Raw genomic sequence first — 21721 nt, 5'->3', positions numbered from 1 at the left:
TCGTTGAACGGATCGACGGCCGTGAAGGTCTTCATGCACTCGCAAATGCATGAAAACCAGTGGCGGACAACGAAGTTTGCTTCATTAGTAGCTGCCTGATTTATCAAGCCATATATTTTTGCCCCATAAATGGGGCAGCCACACCCTAGCCCGGACGCCACAGGGTTTTGGCCTTGTTGTGTCAATCTGCGGCAAAAACTGTCATCTGGCTTCCCCACAGATACCAGCCGAAGCTTGTCGCCCCCCAAAAAATAGGTTATAATATTTTTACTTAATATGAAAAACGCAGCCGAGAAAGAATTGGTTCTCATCCTCGACTTCGGCTCGCAATACGCCCAGCTTATCGCCCGCCGTGTCAGGGAAAATAACGTATATTCCAGAATCGTTCCCTATAACGTATCACCGAATGAAATACGCAGCCTGAAACCACGCGGTATCATCCTGAGCGGGGGCCCAGCCAGCTCCTACGGGGAAAAAGCCCCGGTCTGCCATAAAGACGTGCTCTATATGGGGATTCCCGTCCTTGGCATCTGCTACGGGATGCACATAGGCTGCCAGCTCCTGGGCGCCGAGATAAAGGCCGCCGAAAGCCGGGAATACGGCCGGACACAACTCAATATCACCAATAGTTCCTCGCTCCTGCTAAAAACCCTGGGTAACTCTCAGACCGTGTGGATGAGCCACGGCGACCAGATAAACAGCCTCCCGGACGAATTCATCTCACTGGCGCAGACCAACACCTGCCCCTGCGCGGTGGTCAAACACCGAGACAAAAAATTCTACGGCGTCCAGTTCCACCCCGAGGTCAGTCACACACCATGCGGCTCACAGCTCATACGCAACTTCCTCTACGAGGCCTGCGGTTGCAAGGGAGACTGGCAAATCAGCTCCTATATCAAAAAATCCGTGGAGGACATACGGAACCAGGTGGGTAACGAAGAAAATAGGGTGATATGCGGCCTTTCAGGCGGGGTTGACTCCGCCGTGGTGGCCAGTTTGCTATATAAGGCCATCGGCGACAGGCTCTCCTGCATATTTGTAGACACGGGACTGCTTCGGGCGGGTGAGGCCGACGCCATAAGGGAGACCTTCACCGGGCACTTCAAAACAGACCTCCACGTCATAGACGCCCGGAAGCGATTTCTCAAGAAGCTTGCTGGCGTAGCCGACCCTGAGAAGAAGCGTAAGATAATCGGGCACGAGTTTATCCGCGTCTTTGAGGATGAAGCGAAGAAGATTAAGGGCGCCCGGTTTCTGGCGCAGGGTACGCTGTATCCCGACGTCATAGAGAGCGTGGCGGCCCACGGAGGCCCCACCGCCCCTATAAAGAGCCATCACAACGTGGGTGGCCTGCCGGAAGACCTGGACCTTGACCTGGTCGAACCGTTAAGGGAACTCTTTAAAGACGAGGTCCGGAAGATGGGTGAGGAGCTGGGTCTGCCCGACGAACTCATCTGGCGTCACCCCTTCCCCGGCCCCGGTCTCGCCATACGAATACTTGGCCCGGTGACCGAGGAGCGTATTGAGACACTCCGCGCGGCCGACGTGATACTGTTGGAAGAGATACGGAAGGCCGGGTTATACAAAAAAATCGCTCAGGCCTTCGCCGTCCTGCTGCCGCTCGGTACTGTAGGAGTTATGGGCGACGAGAGGACGTACGAGAGTGCCATCGCCATAAGGGCCGTTGAGACCACCGACTTTATGACCGCCGACTGGGTTCATCTGCCCTACGAACTCCTGGGCCGGATATCTTCAAGGATAGTCAATGAGGTCAGGGGCGTAAACCGGGTCGTCTACGACGTCACCTCCAAACCCCCCGGCACCATCGAGTGGGAGTAACGCAAGCCGCGACGCGACGCACGATTTTCTAACCGGCCTGCCAGTAAGACTAATCTATACAAATACATCCTTGATTCCCCCTTACTCTTGTGGTATAAGTGTACGCCAATCTTACCGAAGCTATATACCGCTCACAGAGGAGGGTATAGATGACAAAATTCCTGGTATCCGTATGCGTTCTATCAGTATTATTTATACTCAGCCCCACTATCGCGGGCGGCGTCCCGGCTAAAAAGCTGGGTATCTTGATACTTGCCAGAGGCGTTGACCCCCCGGGTGAACCGGTCTCCGAGTGGGACCAGCACGTTATAGACGCTGTTGAACCGATAAAACAGCAATATGACGTAGAGCTGGTGCTCGGCCTTGAACCGGAAAAACTGCAGGACGCCATCAACAAGCTCCAGGTCAGGCATAACGACAAGATCCTGATTATTCCCCTGTACATATCCACCCACAGCCCTGTCGTGAGGAAACTGGAGTATTATCTGGGCATTGCACCCGTCCCTCCGGAAAGGCAGGCAGAGATAAAACCTCTGGACATAAAGGCCGACATCCACATGGCCCACGCCACCGAGCATGACCCTCTCATCGCCGAGGTGGTGTACGACAGGACCATGGAGATAAGCCTGAACCCTTCCAACGAGACGATAATCCTTGTGGCCCACGGGCCTACTACCAAGGAGGCAGAGACCCTCTGGCTCAAGAGTATGTATGCCCTTGCCAGCTACATAAGGGAGAGGGGCGATTTCAAGGACGCCACCGTCGGTACCATAATGTTCGGCGCCTCGCCGGAAGTGATGAAACAGGCTAATGAAAACCTGAGGAAATTGGTGGAGGATAAGAGCCGTCACAGTGACGTCCTGGTGGTGCCGTGTCTGATGGCGCCGGGCGGTATCGAGGACATGGTCGCCGACGTGATGAAGGGACTCAACTTCCGTTATGGCCGTCCTTACCTGCCCCACGTGAACCTGACCAAGTGGCTCAAGGCCACGATAGACGCCAAGCTTGCGCTATGGGGAAGGGAGTCAAAAACCCCTTATCCGTATTAATACAACAAGAAATTCCAATCGATTTTGTGTTTGGGCCTCGCCCGCATGGGCGAGGCCTTTTTTATTCCTGTGTCAGGAGTACGGTGCGTCCAGACGTGCCATTTTCGTTATTTAATCTGTAGCTGCCCCATTTATGGGGCGTATATTAATAGCCTGATAAATCAGGCAGCTACAGGTTAGGGTGCCGCAGGGCTTTAGCCCTGCGGTGTTAGATACTTGCCATTCTGAGCCGAAGCCCTGAGTGTAGCGAAGGGGCAGCGAAGAATCTAATATTTCGGAGATTCTTTGGTCGTTTCACTGCCTCAGAATGATATCAATTGTGTGAAGCTTGCAAAAAAATCTAACTGAATTTTGATTCAAATAGTTGTAAATATTCTGGTGTCTTTGCAGCATAGCGGCTTCTTTGTAGAAATGTTTTAGCCCTAGATTTTAAGGGTGGTGTGTTTATATCAACAATTCTACAGAATCCCCTTAGAAACATTTCATCCAAAGACATTATGTTTTCGTCAATCTTTAATGCCATATTTGGTGAATAAGAAGCCAATATTGAACCAGCACTATCAACCATTGAGATTACAAAACCACCTTCATGCACCAAGACAGATCGTAAACCATACAAACTGACATCGCTTAGAATAATTTTTCTAAAGAACTTCTCTAAGTCTCTTGAATTATTTGTCAAATAGGCATGTACGATTTCTTCTTCCCTCTGCTTCTTCTTTGATGGGTGCCCCTGTAAATTTGAACCTGTCTCGGTTCTACCTACCTGAACAGCCATCATTGTCAGAAATTTCTCGTTTTCGTCAAGTTTATCAAAGAAAAGTACGATGTTCTTGCGAGAAGATCCACTGCTCAGTTTCAAGGAATCAATAATGCCCATATAGGCTATAAGCTTCTGAACAAAGGCCATAGAAATAATATTAGGATTCTTTCCGCTACCTTGAATGATTCTCTCAATGTAAGCACACCATTTTTGAAATTTATTAAAAGCAATCTTATTAACATTAGAGAATTTCTGTTCGTCTCTTTTTAGAATTTTGATAAGGCTGGTAATCTCTTGCTGCATAGTCTACGGCCTCCGCTCCGCCGCTGATATTACCGGGGGTCAATGAGAGGTACATGTACGGACGTCCCACCGCCCTCTCCAGTAGTTTCTGCCGTCTGTCTTGAATGAAACTGTCCGTACTAATGTCCATGAACGTTTTTATGCCGGCGTCAGAGTAAGTTCCTTGTACGCATCCATGAGGCGCCGTGTGAGCTTGCCCGGTATCTTACCGCCAATACGGCAGTCGTCTATGGCCGCCACGGGCATTATTTCCGCAAGCGAGTTTGTCACAAAGACCTCATCGGCCTTAAGAAGCCGCTCTGCCGGAAAGGCCTCCTCGCCGGCGGGAATTCCCATCCGGCCGCAGATCTCGATGACTGTCTTTCTGGTTATACCCGGCAGCAGGTTCGTCTCAACAGACGGCGTAATTACCCCGCCACCCTCCACCATAAAGACGTTCCACACCGTACCCTCACAGACCTCTTCGTTAGTGTTCAGCAGCAAGGCGTCGTCGGCATTCTTTTTTAATGCCTCCTGTCTGGCCGTTATGGCCACCAGGAAGTTCGCCGTCTTATGGTATGTGATGGGGTTGCTGGTGCTCCTGCGGTAATCGGATATGATGAACCGCATACCCTTCGTATATAGTTCGTCGGAATACGGTTTAAAGGCCCGGTTCTCTATTATTACCGTGGGCCGCTGGGGTCCTGAGGGCAATAGTCCCCCCTTTCCGTCCCTGCCTCTGCCCCCTGTCAACGTTATCCTTATATAGGCGTCCTTCAGTTTGTTCAGGTCAAGCAGACGTCTAACGGCCCGGCCTAGTTGTTCTTCAACGGTACGTTCCGTTTGCATACCAAGGGCGTCTGCCGAGGCCAAAAGACGCTCCAGATGGTCCTTTAACAGAAACGGGTTTCCGTTATAGGAGCGCAGGGTCTCGAATACGGCGTCGCCGTAGAGGAAACCCCTGTCTCTTATTGACACCGCCGCCTCATCCTCGGCCACCACATCCCCGTTAACATACACGTAGACGGGCGTGGTGCTGTCGGAGGGGTGTCCCTGGGGTGCTTTTTTTGTGTTGATGTCTTTGCCTTTATCCATAACCCTAAGACTTTTTTTACCGCTAGGCGACGGATTCCATAAGGGCCCTTGCCTTGTGTAGGGTCTCTTGATATTCCGCCTCAGGGTCCGAGTCGGCGACTATGCCCCCGCCCGCCTGGAACCATGCCCTGCCATTTTTGACCAGAAACGACCTTATTGCAATATTGAGGTCCATGTTCCCGTTAAAGCCTATGTATCCGATGGCGCCGGTGTATACGCTGCGCCGGGTAGGCTCAAGCTCGTCGATTATCTCCATGGCCCGTATCTTGGGCGCACCTGTAATAGAACCCCCGGGAAACGTGGCCTTTATCAGGTCAACCGCATCATACCGCGAGTGCAGGTCTCCCTCCACGGTGGCCGCAAGGTGAAAGACCGTGGGGTATGTTTCAAGCGTGTTCTTACCGGTAACCCTGACCGAGCCGTAATTGCAGACCCGGCCGATATCGTTGCGCTCCAGGTCTACTATCATGGTAAGTTCCGCGTTATCCTTTGAGCTGTTTATCAGCTCTGCCATCAGACTCGCGTCGGACGCCGCGTCACGCCCCCTTGGGCGTGTGCCCTTTATGGGTCTGGTCTGTACACGGCCCGAACTCAGCCGCAGAAAACGTTCCGGCGAGGAACTTACCACTGCCTTGTCTTCAAACTCGATGTATGATGAAAAGGGTGCCGGGCTTGCCGCCCTCAGCCTCAGGTACAGTTCATGCGGCGATACGGTTAAATCCGTCTCAAACCTCTGCGAGAGGTTTACCTGATATATATCACCCTGCGCAATATATTCTTTTACCCTCCTTACCGCTTCAAGGTAGGCTTCCTTTGTAAAATTACGCCTGATGACGGGCTTATCAGCTCTTCCGGACGACTGTGCGCCCATCGCCGGTACAGGACCCGTTTTCGGTGTGGCGCTTACAATATCACTGAGGTCGTCACCCGTGTTCCTTCCCACCAGGAGGCACTTTTTCAGGTAGTGGTCGTAGACGATAACCCTGTCATAAAACGCGAAGTACATCTCGGGAAATCCCATATCGTCCACGGTGGTTGAGGGGAGGCGTTCAATAAAGTGGCAGAGGTCGTAAGACAGGTACCCCACCGCGCCCCCGGTAAAGGGTATGTCAAAAAAACCCTCATACCGAAATCTATTAAGGAGCCCGCGAAGTTCCTCAAACGGGTTACCCTTTTTCTCAGTGGTGCCGTTACGGTCTCTGATGCTGATGTTGTTGCCCTCTGATTTCAGTACCATAAATGGCCTTGAACCCAGGAACGAGTACCTGGCCCGGTCTTCTCCCATCTGGAGGGCGCTGTCGAGGAAAAACACCCCGTCACCCGCCAGTCTCTTAAAGGCCTCGGCCGGCGTGCAGGGGGACGGTACCTCTACAGTGGAAATCTTCTCAGGTCTTGAAGTTGTGACAGAAGGCAATTTAGCACCCGGTATAGAACCACAATATCTCGCATAAGAATGTTTAGAATCAAGTATGCTCGATTCTATAAGGGCCGTTGAATATTGTCAAGATAAGGGTTTAGCTTGATATTCACCCGCGTATTTGTTAGGATTTTGTCCTAGTGCTATTTCAGGATAGGTGAGTAGGGAGGCTATGATTTAGAGAATCATAGCCATTGAAACAACTCGTCGAAAAGTTTCTCCATCGTCTTGAACACGTCGTAAATTATTCCTCCCATACGCTTAAGGCATACAGGGAAGACCTCCGCCAGCACCTTGAGTTTCTGGAATCAAACGGCACCCCCAGACCTCAAGATGTAACCCCGGTAATGCTCCGGCGGTTCGTGGTCGGGCTGAGGTCAAAGGGCTACAAGAACGTCACACTCTCCCGGAAGATCGCCACCATACGTTCTTTCTATAAATTCCTCTGCAAAGAAAAGGTCATTGATCACAACCCGGCTCATATTTTGCGCTCCCAGAAGAAGGAGCGTAAACTGCCCCGGTTTTTGACCGTCAGGCAGATGGAGGCGCTGTTAAATACCACTAAGGCAGACGACCTGCGGGGCCGGAGGGACAGGGCGATACTTGAGACCCTGTACAGCACCGGCATACGGGTTAGCGAGCTGGTGGGGCTCAACGTCGGCGACATAGACACCATGAGCGAACTCATCAAGGTGCGGGGGAAGGGAAAGAAGGAGAGGATAGTGCCCGTCGGCTCGTACGCCCTTGAGGCGCTAAAGGTCTATATCGCATCAAGAGGCAGCAACAGCCAGCCCGCCCTCTTTCTGAACAAGAATAATAAGCGGCTGTCCGTCCGCAGTATATCGCGAATACTGGATAAATACATGAAGCTGGCGGATATCAGGCACAGCCCGTCGCCCCACATACTGAGGCACAGCTTCGCCACGCACCTGCTTGACCGGGGCGCCGACCTCCGCGCCGTTCAGGAACTGCTGGGCCACGCCAGCCTGTCATCCACCCAGGTATACACCCACGTTACCATGGAAAAACTCCGCAACGTCTACAACAAGAGCCACCCCAGGGCGTAGCATAGAATTGCCGGCAGTATGTTACACGGCATCTACTTCAACTTCTGTGGGATGCCGGCAGCAATAAAATACACCCGGTCGGCATGGGAGGCAACTATCTGATTCACTCTGCCTGCGATGTCCCTAAATTTTCGGCTAAGCGGGTCCGCGGGGACGATGCCGAGACCCACCTCGTTTGAGACCATTATCACGTCGGCCCCTGTATCCTTTGAGACACCGCAGAGCTTCTCTATCGCACCGGTAATGTATTTTTCTTTCGCTTCTTTTTCGTTGTCGTCCAGCAACAGGTTTGATACATAAAGCGTCAGGCAGTCTATCAGTATAAGGTCTGCATCAAGCCCTTCTACCGTCTGGCTCAGATTCTCAGGCGATTCCACCGTCTTCCATGAGGCCGGGCGGAGTTTTTTGTGCATCGTCACCCTCTCCTTCATCTCGTCGTCCTCAACCCGCGCGGTGGCAACGTACGTGACGTTTTTATACTTTTTCGCCAGCTCCACGGCGTAGGAGCTCTTACCGCTCCTCACCCCGCCAAGTATTAATGTCAGCTTTGTCATTTTTATATCATAGCTTATTAATGTAGTCCGCTCTCGGACAGGTCTAAAGACCTGTCCCTGCGTCTAATCAAATTATATAAAACAAAAGCAGGAACGTAAGCTCGGTTAGCTCATTTATTGCGCCGAGCGTGTCGCCGGTCAGGCCGCCCGTCCTGCTGTTTACGTACCGTGACAGAATCACGATTAATAGCACGAGTACGGCGGTTATGATTACAGCCTTGCCATAACCCAGCAAAAAGACTGCAAGAACAACGGGTACGGTTGACGCGGCGATGGCGTGCCGGAGGTGGGTGTTGCTTACCAGCGCCCCTGCGGTACCCGGCTCCTTCCTTGCGTACGGGTACAAGCCCGCGGCCAGTGTCTGGGACCACCTGCCCATCACGGGCATCAATAATAAAACGCTGGCCTTCTCCGCACAAGAGCCGTATGCCGGCAGGTACGGCTCGAGCAGATTGTCGGCCGCAGCGACGTAACCACCTATTTCATTGAATGACAGGTATTTAAGGCCAATCACCGCAACAAGAGATATCGCACCGAATGTGCCGATTCGGGAATCCTTCATTATCTCAAGTCTTTGCCCGGCGTCCCACCCCCCGAACAGCCCGTCAACGGAGTCGGCAAGTCCGTCAAGGTGCAGGCCGCCCGTTATCAGTATAAAGGTCAGGATTATGAGGGCATCGGCCAGTCTGCCGGGAAAGACCATTACAAGGGGCACGTAGACCACTACCAGAAGGAGCCCGATTACCAGGCCGACCACAGGGAACAGCGTCATCACGACACCCATCCTCTGTGGCTGAATCTCCTCCTTTTCCCCCTCCACCTTTCCCCTCTCTTCATAATCGCCGAGGGGAATTATGGTCAGGAATCCAAATGCCCACAGGAACTCTTTCACGTCTCCGGTCTCCTTTTGGAGGGTAATATCTCAGAAACCTCGCGCGCATGCAATAAATTTCCACAAGTTATGTAATAACAAAAACTTGACAAATTTTGATAATTTTGATATTGAGTCCCCTTGAGGGGAACATCTCTGTAACCAAGAATATTGTCAGCTTCAATAAACGACATAAAGGCCCGCGAGATTCTGGACTCCCGGGGCAACCCTACCATTGAGGTAGACGTACTGCTGGAGGGTGGCAGCCTGGGGAGGGCGGCCGTACCTTCCGGCGCATCCTGCGGCACCCACGAGGCACTTGAACTCAGGGACGGAGATACGAGTAGATACCTCGGCAAGGGTGTTCTCAAGGCGGTAAAAAACGTTAACGAGATAATCGGCCCCGGATTGAAGGGCCGGGACGCCTGCGACCAGACGGCCATAGACCAGGAACTAATACAGCTTGACGGTACAGAGAACAAGGAACGGCTCGGCGCCAACGCCATCCTTGGTGTCTCTCTGGCCGTGGCCAGGGCCGCCGCGCGATCAAAGAACCTGCCCCTTTACGCGTATATCGGCGGACCGCAGTCAAACAACCTGCCCGTGCCGTTAATGAACATCCTTAACGGTGGCGCCCACGCCGACAACCCGCTTGACATTCAAGAGTTCATGATAGTACCTGCGGGGTTTAACCGTTTTAGCGAGGCCCTGAGGGCCGGTTCGGAGATATTTCACCGGCTGAAGGAGATACTCAGCAAGAAGGGCGAAAGTACCGCGGTCGGGGACGAAGGCGGGTTCGCGCCCAATCTGCGCAGCAACAAAGAGGCCATCGAGGTGGTGCTGGAGGCCATAGAAGCCGCCGGTTACAGGCCCGGCAGCCAGGTATCGCTGGCACTGGACGCAGCGGCCACCGAGTTCTATGACAGCAAAGACCGCAAGTACAGGTTTACCGCGGGAGAGGTGAGAGAGAGAGATTCAGCGGGTATGATAGATTTCTACGAAAAACTTATGACAGACTACCCCGTCCGCTCCATAGAAGACGGCCTGGCCGAGGACGATTGGGACGGGTGGAAGGAACTGACCGGCAGACTTGGCGACAGGGTTCAACTTGTCGGCGACGACCTCTTTGTAACCAACACCAAAAGACTTTCCCGCGGGATAAAACAGGGCGTGGCAAATGCCATCTTGATAAAGGTCAACCAGATTGGTACCCTTACAGAGACACTTCAAACCGTGGAACTGGCAAAAGCAAACGGCTACGGCACCATCATCTCTCACCGTTCCGGAGAGACTGAGGACACTACCATAGCCGACATAGCCGTGGCCACGAGCGCAGGCCAGATAAAAACCGGCTCCCTGTCCCGCGGAGAACGAACGGCCAAATACAACCAGCTCCTCCGTATAGAGGAAGAACTGGGAGATGCGGCCACCTTTGGAGACGCGTTTTGGACAAAGTAGAAAAAAAGCGGTTTATCGCTTTCATGGTACCACTGGCACTGACCCTGGCGATAATAGTCTGCTTCTCCATAGCCATTGCCAGGAAACACTCCGAACTGAAGACGGTTTTGGCAAGGAACGCGGTGCTTGAGAAAGAGGTGACCCTGCTCAAGAAAAAGAACCTGGAGTTGCACACACTCAGGGATGCCCTTGTCTATGACCCCGTGCAGGTCGAGAAAGAGGCAAGAGAACAACTGGGCTACGGCAAGCCAAAGGAGAAGGTGTACAAGAAGCGCAACTTCCGCATAGTCGAAAACGCTGACGATGCCGGGCCCGCTCACGAAGCCGGCTACACCGGTAAAGAAGGCGGTATATTAAACTCCATTGGTCTTTTCGGTACCTTCATACTAATTATTGTTAGCGTAACGGGGGTGTTTTATGGTACCTACTGGTACGAACATAAATATGGAAAAATACGTAGCTAAGTTAACGGCGGGGGCAAAGGAGGCCTCGAGGCGGCTTGCCTGCGCCAGCACGGCGCAGAAGGACGCTGCCATTGCGGCCATCGCGCGGGGACTTGTTGATTCCAGAAACGACATCCAGAAGGAGAACCAGCGCGATATAGAGGTCGCCCGCAAGGCCGGCCAGAGCAAGCCTGTTATCGACAGGCTCCTGCTTAACGACAAGCGGATAAAGGCCATGACGGATGGCCTCACGACCATGATATCCCTCAAAGACCCCGTGGGCGAGGTCATGGGGGGATGGAAGGCGCCCAACGGCATGCTGATAGAGAAGGTTCGGGTGCCGCTGGGTGTAATCGCCATTATATATGAATCCAGGCCTGACGTAACGGCGGAGGCGGGGGCACTGTGCCTCAAGGCCGGTAACGCCGTTATCCTGCGCGGCGGCAAAGAGGCCATTCACTCAAACCTCGCCGTATACAGGGTCATCGAAAAGGCCCTCAGTGATACCGGCCTCGACCCCGCATGCATCCAGATAGTAGAAACAACAGACAGGGCGGCGGTTGACCTGATGCTAAAAGCGGTCGGGTATATTGACGTGGTCATACCGAGGGGTGGAGAGGGACTTATCCGCACCGTCGCGGAGAAGTCGATGATACCCGTGATTAAGCACTACAAGGGCGTGTGTCACACCTACGTGGACGAGTACGCCGACCTGGACAAGGCACAGGACATATGCCTTAACGCCAAGACACAGAGGGCGGCCACGTGCAACGCGATGGAGACCATGCTGGTCCATAAAAACATCGCGGCAAAATTCCTGCCTCCCATGGCCGGGAAGATGAAAGAGGCCGGGGTGGAGCTGCGCGGGTGCAGCCAGACCACAAAAATCCTGCCAGACATAAAAGCGGCGACCGACGAAGACTGGGACACGGAGTATCTGGACCTCATCCTCTCGGTCAGGGTCGTCTCGTCGTTTGACGAGGCCGTCGAGCATATCGCCAGATACGGTTCTTCACATTCAGACGCCATCGTCACCGAGAACGTCACCAGCGCCGGCAGGTTCACCAACGAGGTAGACTCTTCCGCCGTATACGTCAACGCCTCAACGCGGCTTACCGACGGCGGCCAGTTCGGCATGGGTGCCGAGATAGGCATCTCCACCGACAAACTCCACGCCCGCGGGCCGATGGGACTTCCCGAGCTCACCACCTACAAATACGTCATCCACGGTGACGGACAACTGAGGGAGTAATCGGCTTACCAGTTTAACTTATGGTAGGGTTCATCTTGACGCGGCGCACACTCACACCTAGCAGCTCTTCTTGCCTTCTGTTATTTCCTTTAGCCGGGGAGGGAGGACGCTGGCCAGGTCAATCTCATGCGCTCCGTAGATGATCTGAGACTGCACCTTTGACTGGATTTTTAGCGGGAGCCCATATATCTTTGTAAAACCCTCGGCGGCCTTATGGTCAAACTGGTCTTCCTTGTCGTAGGTGGCGAGCTCGTGTGTATATAATGACAGCGGTGAGCGGCGGCCTATTACGGTAGCCGTGCCCTTAAAGAGTTTCATCCTGACAGCGCCGGTAACAATCCGCTGTGCGCTCAAGACGTAGGCGACCAGGTCAAGATGGAAGGCCGAGTACCACTGGCCGTTGTATATAATATCGGCGTACTGGCCGGCCACTATGTCCCTGAAGCGCATGGCCTCGCGTGTCATGACCAGCGACTCAAGCGCCCTGTGGGCCTTGTGGAGTATGACCGCGGCCGGGGCCTCGTATACCTCGCGTGACTTTATACCCACCACACGGCTCTCAACGTGGTCAATGCGGCCTACACCGTGGCGCCCGCCAAGCTCGTTCAACTTTTCTACCAGCTGAACCCCATCCATATAATCCTTATTAATGCGGAAAGGAATCCCCTTTTCTATACCTATCTCAACGGTGTCTGCCTCGTCCGGACAGTCCTTGATGGATTTTGTCCAGAGCCAGACGTCTTCAGGCGGCTCGGCCCAGGGGTCTTCAAGGGCCCCGCACTCAATGCTGCGGCCCCAGATGTTCTCGTCTATGCTGTAGGGAGTCTTTTTGCGAACCTCCACCTCTACACCGTGTTTCCTGGCATATACTACCGCATCTTCCCTGCTCATGCCCCATTCCCTGAGCGGTGCGATAACCTTTAGCTGCGGCGCGAGGGCCTGAAGCGTCAGTTCAAAGCGTACCTGGTCATTCCCCTTGCCCGTGCATCCATGTGCCACCGACTCGGCGCCTTCCTCCTCTGCCACCTCAGCGAGAAGCTTGGCTATCAGCGGCCGGCCAAGGGCCGTAGCCAGGGGATAGACCCCTTCGTAGAGGGCGCCTGCCTGGAGCGCGGGAAGGACAAAATAGCGGACGAAGACCTCGCGCGCATCTACCACTATCGCGTTACGCGCGCCCAGTTTCAGCGCCTTCTCCCTTACTTTTTCAAGGTCCTTCGGGCTAAAGCCGCCAAGGTCAACGGTGAGGGTGGTCACCTCCATGCCGTAGTGTTCCTGAAGCCACTTTACGGCCACGGAGGTATCCAGTCCGCCTGAAAAGGCAAGTACAACCTTCTTGCTCATTGCTCCCCTCAAGAGGGTCTTGGAGTATGAAGATAAAAAGCAGAGTATATCACCAGGTGGATGGTTTGGCCAGCAGTTTAAAAAGAAAGCCGCCAAGGGCTATGCAACGGGGGCAGCTGCACAACAGAGAATTCCAATAAGGTAGGAGGAACCCTCATTTACTTGGCGGCATTCAAGATGGTAATACATCCTTCAAAAAATCTCGACTACTATAAAATCACAATAACCAAATGCCTAAAAGAAGCCGCACATTAAACGTTGGTTAAAATACAAGGTGTTATTGAACCCATGCATCCAGATTTACGTATTGGCCTTCCGGATGTCCCCGTCAGGATCCAGACTACTTAACAAGCCGCGCCCCACGGCATATACACAAAATATATCAGCTTGCGCATAAATTGTCAAGTACGGCCGGGAAATTATTTCATGTATTTTCAGGATTTGCCGTCTCACACAACAGCCGGTGGGGCCACCACTTACCAATACCCGGCTGACTCCGGGCAAAAATATTATCTTGCCCGCCCGGAAAATATCCATGCAGTATAAAACCAGATTGACAAGAAATACTGAAAGCCTTAGACTGAAAAATATGAAGTACTGAAGCGGAAAGGACTTACAGATGGACGACAATTACGCGAAGATTAAGGATTCTATTCAAAGGGTCGGGAGGAGGGCCACACTGGTGCGCCTCGGTGAAGGGGTCGCACTTTTGGGAGCAATCGCCCTGGTCCTTTTCTCGGTGGGACTCGTTTCTGCCGCACAACTTTCAGTCGTCCCGTATGCCCGGATGGGCTACTTCGTCCTCAGTACAATCATAATCATTTATGTGTCTTACCGCTACATCCTTACCCCTATCCAGTCCCTTGGGTCACAGGACCGGCTGGCGCTTTTCATGGAAAAGCGCTTTCCACGGCTTAAGGATTTACTTATCAGTTCCATTCAACTTGGCAGGGATTTAGAAAACCCGGGAAGGGCACGCCTTTTTTCCCATGAGCTAGCCGGTTTACTCTTTAAACAGACCGGGGAAGGACTCGTGGGCCTAAAAGCCGGTGATGTCGTGGAAAGCCGCTGCCTCATGCGGAACCTTACGATTCTCGGCCTTCTTATCGGCCTTTTTGCCGTTATCACGGCCATGAACCCCACGTATGTTGCGCAAAGATTTAATCTCTTGCTGGAACCCCGATACGTGCCGTCTGTGCTGCTCAGAGCCACGGCTCCCGTTATTGGCGATATTACACTGACATACAGATATCCCGCCTATACCGGCCTGAAGCCAAGGACCATAACTGGTTCAAGCGGCGACATAAGGATATTGAAGGGCAGTGAGGTAGAGATTGTGGCGCGGAGCAATCAGCCGGTAGACTCCGCAAGCATATTGATAAACGAGTCGACCAGGGTGCCTATGACCGTAGAGACACCACACACCATAAAGGGAAGCCTGATAGTGCTGGAAGACGGCAACTATAGCTTCGAGACCTTACCCGCGGGCCGAAGGTCTGCGCACAAATCAAAATCCCACAGGATCATAGCGCTGGCTGACGACTATCCGAGGATAACCATACTCTCTCCCGCGCAAGGAAAGGTGGTGGGTGAGAGAGACGTGATTGACCTTGAATATGAAGCCATGGACGACTTCGGTCTGAAAGAAATCAGACTGGTGGTTGGTGAAGGGCCCGGGGCCGAGGGCGCAAGAAGGGACCTGAAAGTCATTAAAGAGCCAAAAACGCGATTCAGAGATTCATGTAAATGGGACCTCTCCATGTACAGTTTTACCCAAGGTGAGAAGGTGCCTTACTTCTTAGAGGCCGTGGATAACGACGCTGTCTCAGAGCCCAAGGTGGCCAGGTCCGAAACCCGCTACATTGAGGTATACAGTACACAAAAGAAGCACGAAGAACTCATCTCATTGCAGGATAAACTCCTTAAGGAGATGACGCTGCTTCTGGCTGATAAACTGGTGAACCGTCCGGATGCCATGACGGCAAGGGATGAACTGCTCATGCAACAGGAGGTCCTCAGTGGACGGACCATCAACCTGCTGGTGCTCTTTGAGAAAATCCTAACTGACATGGAAGAAGACACCATGGCCAACTACGCCGTCTATTACAGCCTGGAAAACATGCGGAACACGATAGCCCAGCTTAACGCCGCCAAGGATAAGCTCCTGGAAAAGATAGAGAGACGCGGCCCCGTGCTGTCCACGGTCAGTATAAGCGGGACCCAGAGTATGCAGGACGACGACGTGGTGGAACTGGAGGACGACGTTATGTATCTTATGGAGCTTTTGAGAAAACAGAGGCTCGATGACGTCCTCGACCAGAGCAGGGACATCATGAACATGGAAAAAACCCTGGCAAACCTCCTTGACGACCTCTCAGAGGGTAAGACGGGCGAGCTTGAAGACAAAATGATGGAGGCAATGCAGAAACTCGAGGACATGGTGCGTTCAATGATGGAAAAACTTTCGCAGATGTCCAGCAACTGGGGAGACGAGTTCCTGAATCTGGAGGCCCTGAAGGAACTGCAGGAAACCACTGTTAACAGGGATTTGCAGGAAATGAAAGACGCGCTGGCGAGAGGAGACCTTGAGGCGGCCCTCAAGGCTGCGCTGGGTGCGGTAGGCGCGATGGAGAAGATGTTGGCCGATATGGAACAGAGCGCCCGTCAGTACGCTGATTCCACCTACTCCCGTACCCTTGAAGAAATGAGCAATCTTGAGAAGGGGCTCAGGGAACTGGAGGAAGGCGAACACAAAGTGGCACAGCAGACGGAGAAACTTAAGAAAGACATGCAATCCCGCTCCTTTGAAGACATGAACAAGACCCTGAGCGAATTCTTCCAGAAACAGCTAGAAAGGTTGAAGGGGATGAAGAGTAATCTATCCCAAATTGACAAGTCCTTCGCCCAGAATCCCACCCTGCAGGATTATTCGCGCAAGGAGAGGGAGACCGAGGGGCTGGTAAAGAAGAGGAACCAGGCGACGAGAAGCCCCCTCCTCTACGGCTCTCCTGACACCGAAGGTTTCAGTGACAAGGAGTATGCCAAGTTGAACGAAAAGTTCCGTGAGCTAAATGAGGCGAGAAACCAGGAGCCGCTGCTCGATATATATGACGAGCTGTCCGAGGCGATACCACCGTTGAACGAAAGGCTCTCACAGTTGGGCGAAATGCTTGAGGGGTATGACATCAAGGAGTCGCTGAACATGGCAAAGGAATCACTGCAAGATCTCAGGTTGTGGAATTTCGATGTGGCGAGGGGTTCTTCGATTACCCCGCGCCGCGAGGAGGAGGAGGAGGAGGAAAAGAAGGAGAACAAACCATCCTATCAAGAATTCCAGAAGATGAAGAAAGAGACGGGAGAGATGCTGGCCGATGCCCGCACACTCAACGAGGAGATGGTTGAGGACCTTGAGTCCGTGCGGGAATCCGTCGAAAAGATGAACAGACGTCAGCCAACAGAGGAAGAGAAAAAACAGTTTGACAAACTGGCCGGGCAACAAGGTGAATTAAAAGAACAGGCCCACGACCTGACAGACGCAATGGATGAGCTGGCCGATAGAAATCCGTCTATGGGCAGCGAGACGGGTGAAAAGATGGCCGAGGCGCAGGAGTTTATGGATGGAGCGGAGGGGAAGCTCCAGGAGGCGGACGGCCCCGGTGCCCTGGAGGATGAGAGGGAATCCCTCTACAGGCTCTCTCAGGCAAGAAAGAGCCTCGGCGAGGCCATGGACAGGGTCTCCAAGGGTATGATGTCCCGTGGAATCCCAATGCCCAAGTACGTACTCAGATACCGGGGCAGGTGGGGCGAAGGTTTTTTCGGATTCGCTACGGGCGACGTGGAGATACCCTCCGAGGAGTCATACAGGGTGCCCAAGGAGTTCCGTGAAGACATCCTCGACGCGATGAAAAAGGGCCTGCCGGAGAAGTACCACGAACTGAACAAAGACTATTACAGAAAACTGGTGGAGTAGTACGGTGCGTCGAGCCGCACCCTATATTACAATATAAATTTGTAGCGGCAGAGCTTGCCCTGCTTAACGGACACCTAATATGCAATTACTCCTGACAATATTTTTTGTGACGTATCTTGCCCTTGGCAGCGGCGCCTTTACGGTATATGCCCAGACCAGCATCCGGCCGCTTAAATCAGTGGCCACGGATGCCGGGAGGCAGAAAGCTGCCGGGAAAAACCATCACGACGCAGACGTCACCGGGTCTTTCCTGAGGGGTGAAGACCATATCACACGCTGGGAGATAAGCGAGGCGGATGAGATGGCAAAAAAGATCCTGAGCCTTCAGCCTGACAGCCCGGAGGGTCTTTACCTGGCCGCAAAGGTCGCGTTTTACCGGGGACGTTACAAAGACGCCATGGAAATGCTCGAAGGCCCGCCGCAAGGCTTTCTGGAGGGCAGAAGGCTTTCGGCATTCATAGCAGACGTTTATGATACCGCCCAGAATTTTGAGGAATACCCTACCGAGCATTTCATCATCAGATACGTCCCCGGCAGGGACCAGGTCCTGCTGGAAGATGCCGCGCGCACGCTTGAACGTGCCTGCACGGAGATTGGCCGTGACCTGCAGTATCTTCCAGAGGAAAAGATTGTGGTCGAGGTGTATCCCAGTGTGGACGGCTTTTCCACCGCCTCTACCCTGACGAAGAAGGAGATAGAGACGTCCGGCACGGTGGCCATCTGCCACTTCAACCGGCTCATGATAATGTCTCCCCGGCTGCTCCTCAGGGGATACCCCTGGGCCGACACCCTGGCCCACGAGTACGTGCACTACGTCATAACAAAGAGGACGCGCAATTTTACGCCCATATGGTTCCACGAGGGCCTTGCCAAGTACGAGGAATCCAGGTGGAAATCCGACGGTGGCAGGGAACTCACACCCCTGCAGTCCCACCTGCTCGCGCGTGCCGTTGAGGACGACTATTTTATAACGTTTGAACAGATGCACCCGTCACTGGCCAAGCTGAAGTCGGCCGAGGACGCCGCGCTCGCCTTCGCCGAGGTGCTCACGGCCATGACATACATCATAGAAAAGGGTGGCGGGTATCCCGCGCTAAATGACATTCTGGACGTCATAGCCATGGGGAAGAGCGTTGAAGAGGCTGTAGAAGAAGGCCTCGGTATGCCCTTCGAGGAATTTGAACGGGAATGGAAGGTGTACCTGAGAAAAACCAGCCCACAGAAGATACCCGGGTTGAAGGTCATGCCAACCAGGCTAAAAGACCCGGCCAAACCGGGTCAAACAGAAGAAAGTCCCGTGGAGATAGAGGTGGCAGAGGCCAGGAAGTTCACCATGCTTGGCGACCTGCTGCAGGAACAGAGCAGGCCCGACGCCGCGTTGTATGAATATGAAAAGGCCCGCCGGTACGCCGGGCTCGGCTCGCCGCAGATACTCAACAAGCTCGCGCGGACGTATATACAGAACCACCGTGACGACGACGCGCAGAGGGTACTGAGCGAGGCGCTGAGCTACTACCCCCACTACGTGGCTATTTATATTACGCAGGGAGATCTTTTCGCGAAGAGGGGCGAGACAGCCGGGGCGATAGAAAATTTCCGGGCCGCCACTTACATAAACCCCTTCAACCCCGCCGTGCATCAGAGACTGGCCCAGCTATATAACAAATCCGGCGACAAAGACGCCGCCCGGAATTCGCTGGAAAAACTGGCCATACTCCTCAAGGATCCGGGCCATCATACTGACAAGAAGATGACGGAGTAGCCATAAACGAGACTAACATATGACTCTGTATGACGAAATACTATCTCGAAGTATTTGGGCTGTTGAGAGCATTGGTACTTGCTCCACTATCTCTACTCTTGCACAATTATCAATAAAAGAACATGGACAGAAAGTTTGGGATGATAATGTTGATCAGACTATAGTAGAGAAACAATTCTTAGAATCCGCTAAAGCTGCAACTCTCAAAGATTCTGAAACTCTTATTCCAACATGGGCTTTTATTAGTATTATCACTACATATGAAGCATGGATGAGTGACATTTTGAGGCTGATCCTTAGGGAATATCCGAAGAAGATAAGGAAGGAGAAAGTGGAAAGTTCCACAATTAAAGATTCATCTTCTTATGAAGAATGTCTTGAAAGGCTTATTGACGAAGAATTGAGAGATATTTTTTATAAAGGCCCTAGAGAAGCCACAAAACATCTACAACTAATCACTTCAATAGATATAGAAAGTATTCCTGGATTAGCGGATATATTTGAGCTTAAGACCCTCCGCGATATTCTTCTACACAATAAAGGAGTTGTGAATGGGGAATATTTAAGGAGAGCTGGAAGTAAAGCGAGAGCGAAAAAAGGTGAGAAGATAAGAATAAATGCTGGCGTTCTTTCTAGTACTCAGAAGAGTGTTGGTTATTTTATTGCAAAAGCAACAATTATGCTTAAAGAGAAATACAAAAAGACGGGGAAGAAATTATAAGCTGTCTAAAAGGGTTTTCTACAACTGTCATTCTGAGGGAGTGAAACGACCGAAGAATCTGACACTAAGTGTCACCCTGAGCCCAAGTCCTGAGCGTAGCGAAGGAACTGGCGAAGGGTCTAGATTCTTCGCTTCGCTCAGAACGACACCATAATATAACCTGTAGTGTCCGATCTCTGTACCGGACGTACGAAGAACGTCGGGTGCGGAGACCCGGCGCTACATTATTTTTTGGTCTTTTTCGCCGCCGGGAGTTTTTGCCAGTTCATAAGCAGGTCCACCAGGAGCCTTACACCCGTGCCGCTTGCGCCCTTGGGGCGGTAAGGCGTGTCCTTGTTCTCCCAGGCCACGCCGGCTATGTCCAGGTGTACCCAGGGTGTTTTGTCGACAAACTTTTCAAGGAATTTTGCGGCGGTTATGGTACCGGCGGTGCGGTCTCCGATGTTCTTTATGTCGGCAACGTCACTCTTAATCGCCTCAAAATATTCATCCCACAGGGGCAGCTCCCATACCCTCTCATGTGTGGCGTCTCCCGCCGCCCTCACCCGCCTCTTAAGCTCCTCGTCGTTACCGAGCATGGCCATGGTAAAGTAGCCCAGCGCGACTACACAGGCCCCCGTGAGCGTAGCCAAGTCGACTATCGCCGCCGGTTTATAACGTTTCGCATACACAAGGGCGTCCGCGAGTATAAGCCGTCCCTCCGCGTCGGTATTTGCCACCTCCACCGTCTTGCCGCTCATACACGAGATTATGTCACCCGGTTTTATGGCCCTGCCGCCGGGCATATTCTCGACACAGGGTAAAAGCCCCACCACGTGCACCTTTGGCTTCAGCCCGGCAAGCGCGCGAAACGCGCCCAGCACCGTCCCCGCACCCGCCATGTCGTACTTCATCTTGTCCATATCCCGCGATGGTTTTATACTGATACCCCCGCTGTCAAACGTCACACCCTTACCCACCAGGACCACAGTGTCCTGCCCGGACTTTTTCTTGCCGTATTCGAGCACGATAAACCTTGGCGGCTGGCTGCTGCCCTGAGAGACACCGAGTACCCCGTTCATGCCAAGCCGTTTCATCGTCTCCCCGGAGAGTGTCTGTACCCCGAGTCCCAGACGGCGTCCCATGGCCCGGGCCTCGTTCACAATCATAGTGGGTGTTGCCGTCCCGCCCGGCAGGTTTATCAGCTCCCTCGCGTAACAGACGGCCTCTGAAACTGACTCTCCGGTCTTCGCGCCGGCCCTCGCGCCGTCGAGTTCAGACTTGTGCTCTACCAGTATTTTCAACCTCTCCACCTCCCTGGCCTCATCAGGTTTCAGGTGTTTAAATTGCCTGAACCTGTAGCGGCCAAGTATGGCACCTTCCACCACGGCACGAGAGATATCTTCCGCACGGTCTTTTAGCGGGTAGAGCGGACTTGTTACCTCTTTTACCCCAAGCCCCCTCGCCTTTTTTATCGCAGTGCCGGAGACCTGACGTATTTTGTCCATAGTGAATTCATTCTTCTTGCCAAGCCCTATCAGGAGCAGCCTCTTTGACGCCAGTTGGACGTACGTAGGCAAAAGAAACGTGTTATTTAGTTTGGGCCTGAAATCTCCGTTTTTTATGATGCGCGCTATCATCCCGCCCAGTTTCTTGTCAAAGTCTCTCGCCGTGGGGTCTTCTATCCGCGGGGCGTCGAAAAGCCCCAGCACGATTACTTCGGCCCTTTCCTTTATCAGTGTGCCGTACTGTACCTTTACCTTCAGCTTCATCGTCATCAATAGTTCTCCTGGTTTTCGAGGGTGGGAGGAATTATACCAGTTGCACGCATATATTTCTAATACTGATATTTACGTCA

At 52.9% G+C, this 21721-nt stretch carries 17 protein-coding genes; 10 read left to right on the top strand and 7 right to left on the bottom strand.

Annotation, left to right across the window (positions count from 1 at the left end; genetic code table 11):
* Window positions 1-276 precede the first annotated feature (276 nt).
* Together guaA and NOU37_03435 are read left to right on the top strand one after the other, a co-directional pair.
* Window positions 277-1839: a glutamine-hydrolyzing GMP synthase gene (gene guaA, locus NOU37_03440; protein MCQ4574290.1), complete on the top strand. Its 1563-nt coding sequence runs from the start codon at window positions 277-279 to the stop codon at window positions 1837-1839.
* A 149-nt stretch (window positions 1840-1988) separates the two neighbouring features.
* On the top strand, window positions 1989-2888 hold the full coding sequence (locus tag NOU37_03435; GenBank protein MCQ4574289.1) for a hypothetical protein: 900 nt from the start codon (window positions 1989-1991) through the stop codon (window positions 2886-2888).
* 340 nt (window positions 2889-3228) lie between these two features.
* On the opposite strand, the gene NOU37_03430 is transcribed toward NOU37_03435, so the two are convergent.
* The 3 genes from NOU37_03430 to pabB all read right to left on the bottom strand — a co-directional run bounded on the left by NOU37_03430 (window position 3229) and on the right by pabB (window position 6442).
* Entirely contained in the window at window positions 3229-3954 is a 726-nt protein-coding gene (locus NOU37_03430) for a hypothetical protein (GenBank protein ID MCQ4574288.1), read from the bottom strand.
* A gap of 138 nt (window positions 3955-4092) precedes the next feature.
* Entirely contained in the window at window positions 4093-5028 is a 936-nt protein-coding gene (locus NOU37_03425) for an aminotransferase class IV (protein MCQ4574287.1), read from the bottom strand.
* A gap of 22 nt (window positions 5029-5050) precedes the next feature.
* On the bottom strand, window positions 5051-6442 hold the full coding sequence (gene pabB, locus NOU37_03420; GenBank protein ID MCQ4574286.1) for an aminodeoxychorismate synthase component I: 1392 nt from the start codon (window positions 6440-6442) through the stop codon (window positions 5051-5053).
* A gap of 197 nt (window positions 6443-6639) precedes the next feature.
* Between pabB and xerC the strand changes: the two genes are divergently transcribed.
* The gene (gene xerC / locus NOU37_03415; protein ID MCQ4574285.1) at window positions 6640-7512 is read left to right on the top strand and encodes a tyrosine recombinase XerC; all 873 of its coding nucleotides are present in this window, start codon (window positions 6640-6642) and stop codon (window positions 7510-7512) included.
* 32 nt (window positions 7513-7544) lie between these two features.
* Here the strand turns inward: xerC and cobU are convergent, their stop codons facing one another.
* Window positions 7545-8066 (bottom strand): bifunctional adenosylcobinamide kinase/adenosylcobinamide-phosphate guanylyltransferase, encoded by a 522-nt coding sequence (cobU, locus tag NOU37_03410; protein ID MCQ4574284.1) that lies wholly within the window; start codon window positions 8064-8066, stop codon window positions 7545-7547.
* Between the two features lie 67 nt (window positions 8067-8133).
* Entirely contained in the window at window positions 8134-8958 is an 825-nt protein-coding gene (locus NOU37_03405; protein MCQ4574283.1) for an adenosylcobinamide-GDP ribazoletransferase, read from the bottom strand.
* 150 nt (window positions 8959-9108) lie between these two features.
* Here NOU37_03405 and eno point away from each other — a divergent pair, with 150 nt between their 5' ends.
* From eno to NOU37_03390, 3 genes are read left to right on the top strand one after another with little or no spacing between them, the layout of a single operon-like run.
* Entirely contained in the window at window positions 9109-10395 is a 1287-nt protein-coding gene (gene eno / locus NOU37_03400) for a phosphopyruvate hydratase (protein ID MCQ4574282.1), read from the top strand.
* Window positions 10383-10859: a septum formation initiator family protein gene (locus NOU37_03395; GenBank protein ID MCQ4574281.1), complete on the top strand. Its 477-nt coding sequence runs from the start codon at window positions 10383-10385 to the stop codon at window positions 10857-10859. The genes eno and NOU37_03395 overlap by 13 nt, the downstream gene beginning before the upstream one ends.
* Complete coding sequence (locus NOU37_03390; protein ID MCQ4574280.1) at window positions 10813-12090, top strand: glutamate-5-semialdehyde dehydrogenase; 1278 nt, start codon at window positions 10813-10815, stop codon at window positions 12088-12090. The genes NOU37_03395 and NOU37_03390 overlap by 47 nt, the downstream gene beginning before the upstream one ends.
* Before the next feature lie 57 nt (window positions 12091-12147).
* On the opposite strand, the gene NOU37_03385 is transcribed toward NOU37_03390, so the two are convergent.
* A complete protein-coding gene (locus NOU37_03385) occupies window positions 12148-13431 on the bottom strand; it encodes an argininosuccinate synthase (protein ID MCQ4574279.1) in 1284 nt (427 codons plus the stop codon).
* A gap of 19 nt (window positions 13432-13450) precedes the next feature.
* Between NOU37_03385 and NOU37_03380 the strand changes: the two genes are divergently transcribed.
* The 4 genes from NOU37_03380 to NOU37_03365 all read left to right on the top strand — a co-directional run bounded on the left by NOU37_03380 (window position 13451) and on the right by NOU37_03365 (window position 19884).
* Window positions 13451-13576 (top strand): hypothetical protein, encoded by a 126-nt coding sequence (locus tag NOU37_03380; GenBank protein ID MCQ4574278.1) that lies wholly within the window; start codon window positions 13451-13453, stop codon window positions 13574-13576.
* 474 nt (window positions 13577-14050) lie between these two features.
* Window positions 14051-17401 (top strand): DUF4175 family protein, encoded by a 3351-nt coding sequence (locus tag NOU37_03375; protein ID MCQ4574277.1) that lies wholly within the window; start codon window positions 14051-14053, stop codon window positions 17399-17401.
* A gap of 79 nt (window positions 17402-17480) precedes the next feature.
* On the top strand, window positions 17481-19163 hold the full coding sequence (locus NOU37_03370) for a hypothetical protein (GenBank protein ID MCQ4574276.1): 1683 nt from the start codon (window positions 17481-17483) through the stop codon (window positions 19161-19163).
* Window positions 19164-19182: 19 nt separating this feature from the next.
* Window positions 19183-19884 (top strand): hypothetical protein, encoded by a 702-nt coding sequence (locus NOU37_03365; GenBank protein ID MCQ4574275.1) that lies wholly within the window; start codon window positions 19183-19185, stop codon window positions 19882-19884.
* Between the two features lie 224 nt (window positions 19885-20108).
* Here NOU37_03365 and NOU37_03360 read toward each other — a convergent pair whose 3' ends face one another.
* The gene (locus NOU37_03360) at window positions 20109-21641 is read right to left on the bottom strand and encodes a leucyl aminopeptidase (GenBank protein MCQ4574274.1); all 1533 of its coding nucleotides are present in this window, start codon (window positions 21639-21641) and stop codon (window positions 20109-20111) included.
* Between the last annotated feature and the right edge of the window lie 80 nt (window positions 21642-21721).

The sequence above is a fragment of the Candidatus Bathyanammoxibius amoris genome (assembly GCA_024451685.1).
Classification (GTDB): domain Bacteria; phylum Planctomycetota; class Brocadiia; order Brocadiales; family Bathyanammoxibiaceae; genus Bathyanammoxibius; species Bathyanammoxibius amoris.
This window is presented reverse-complemented; position numbering and strand designations above follow the sequence as displayed.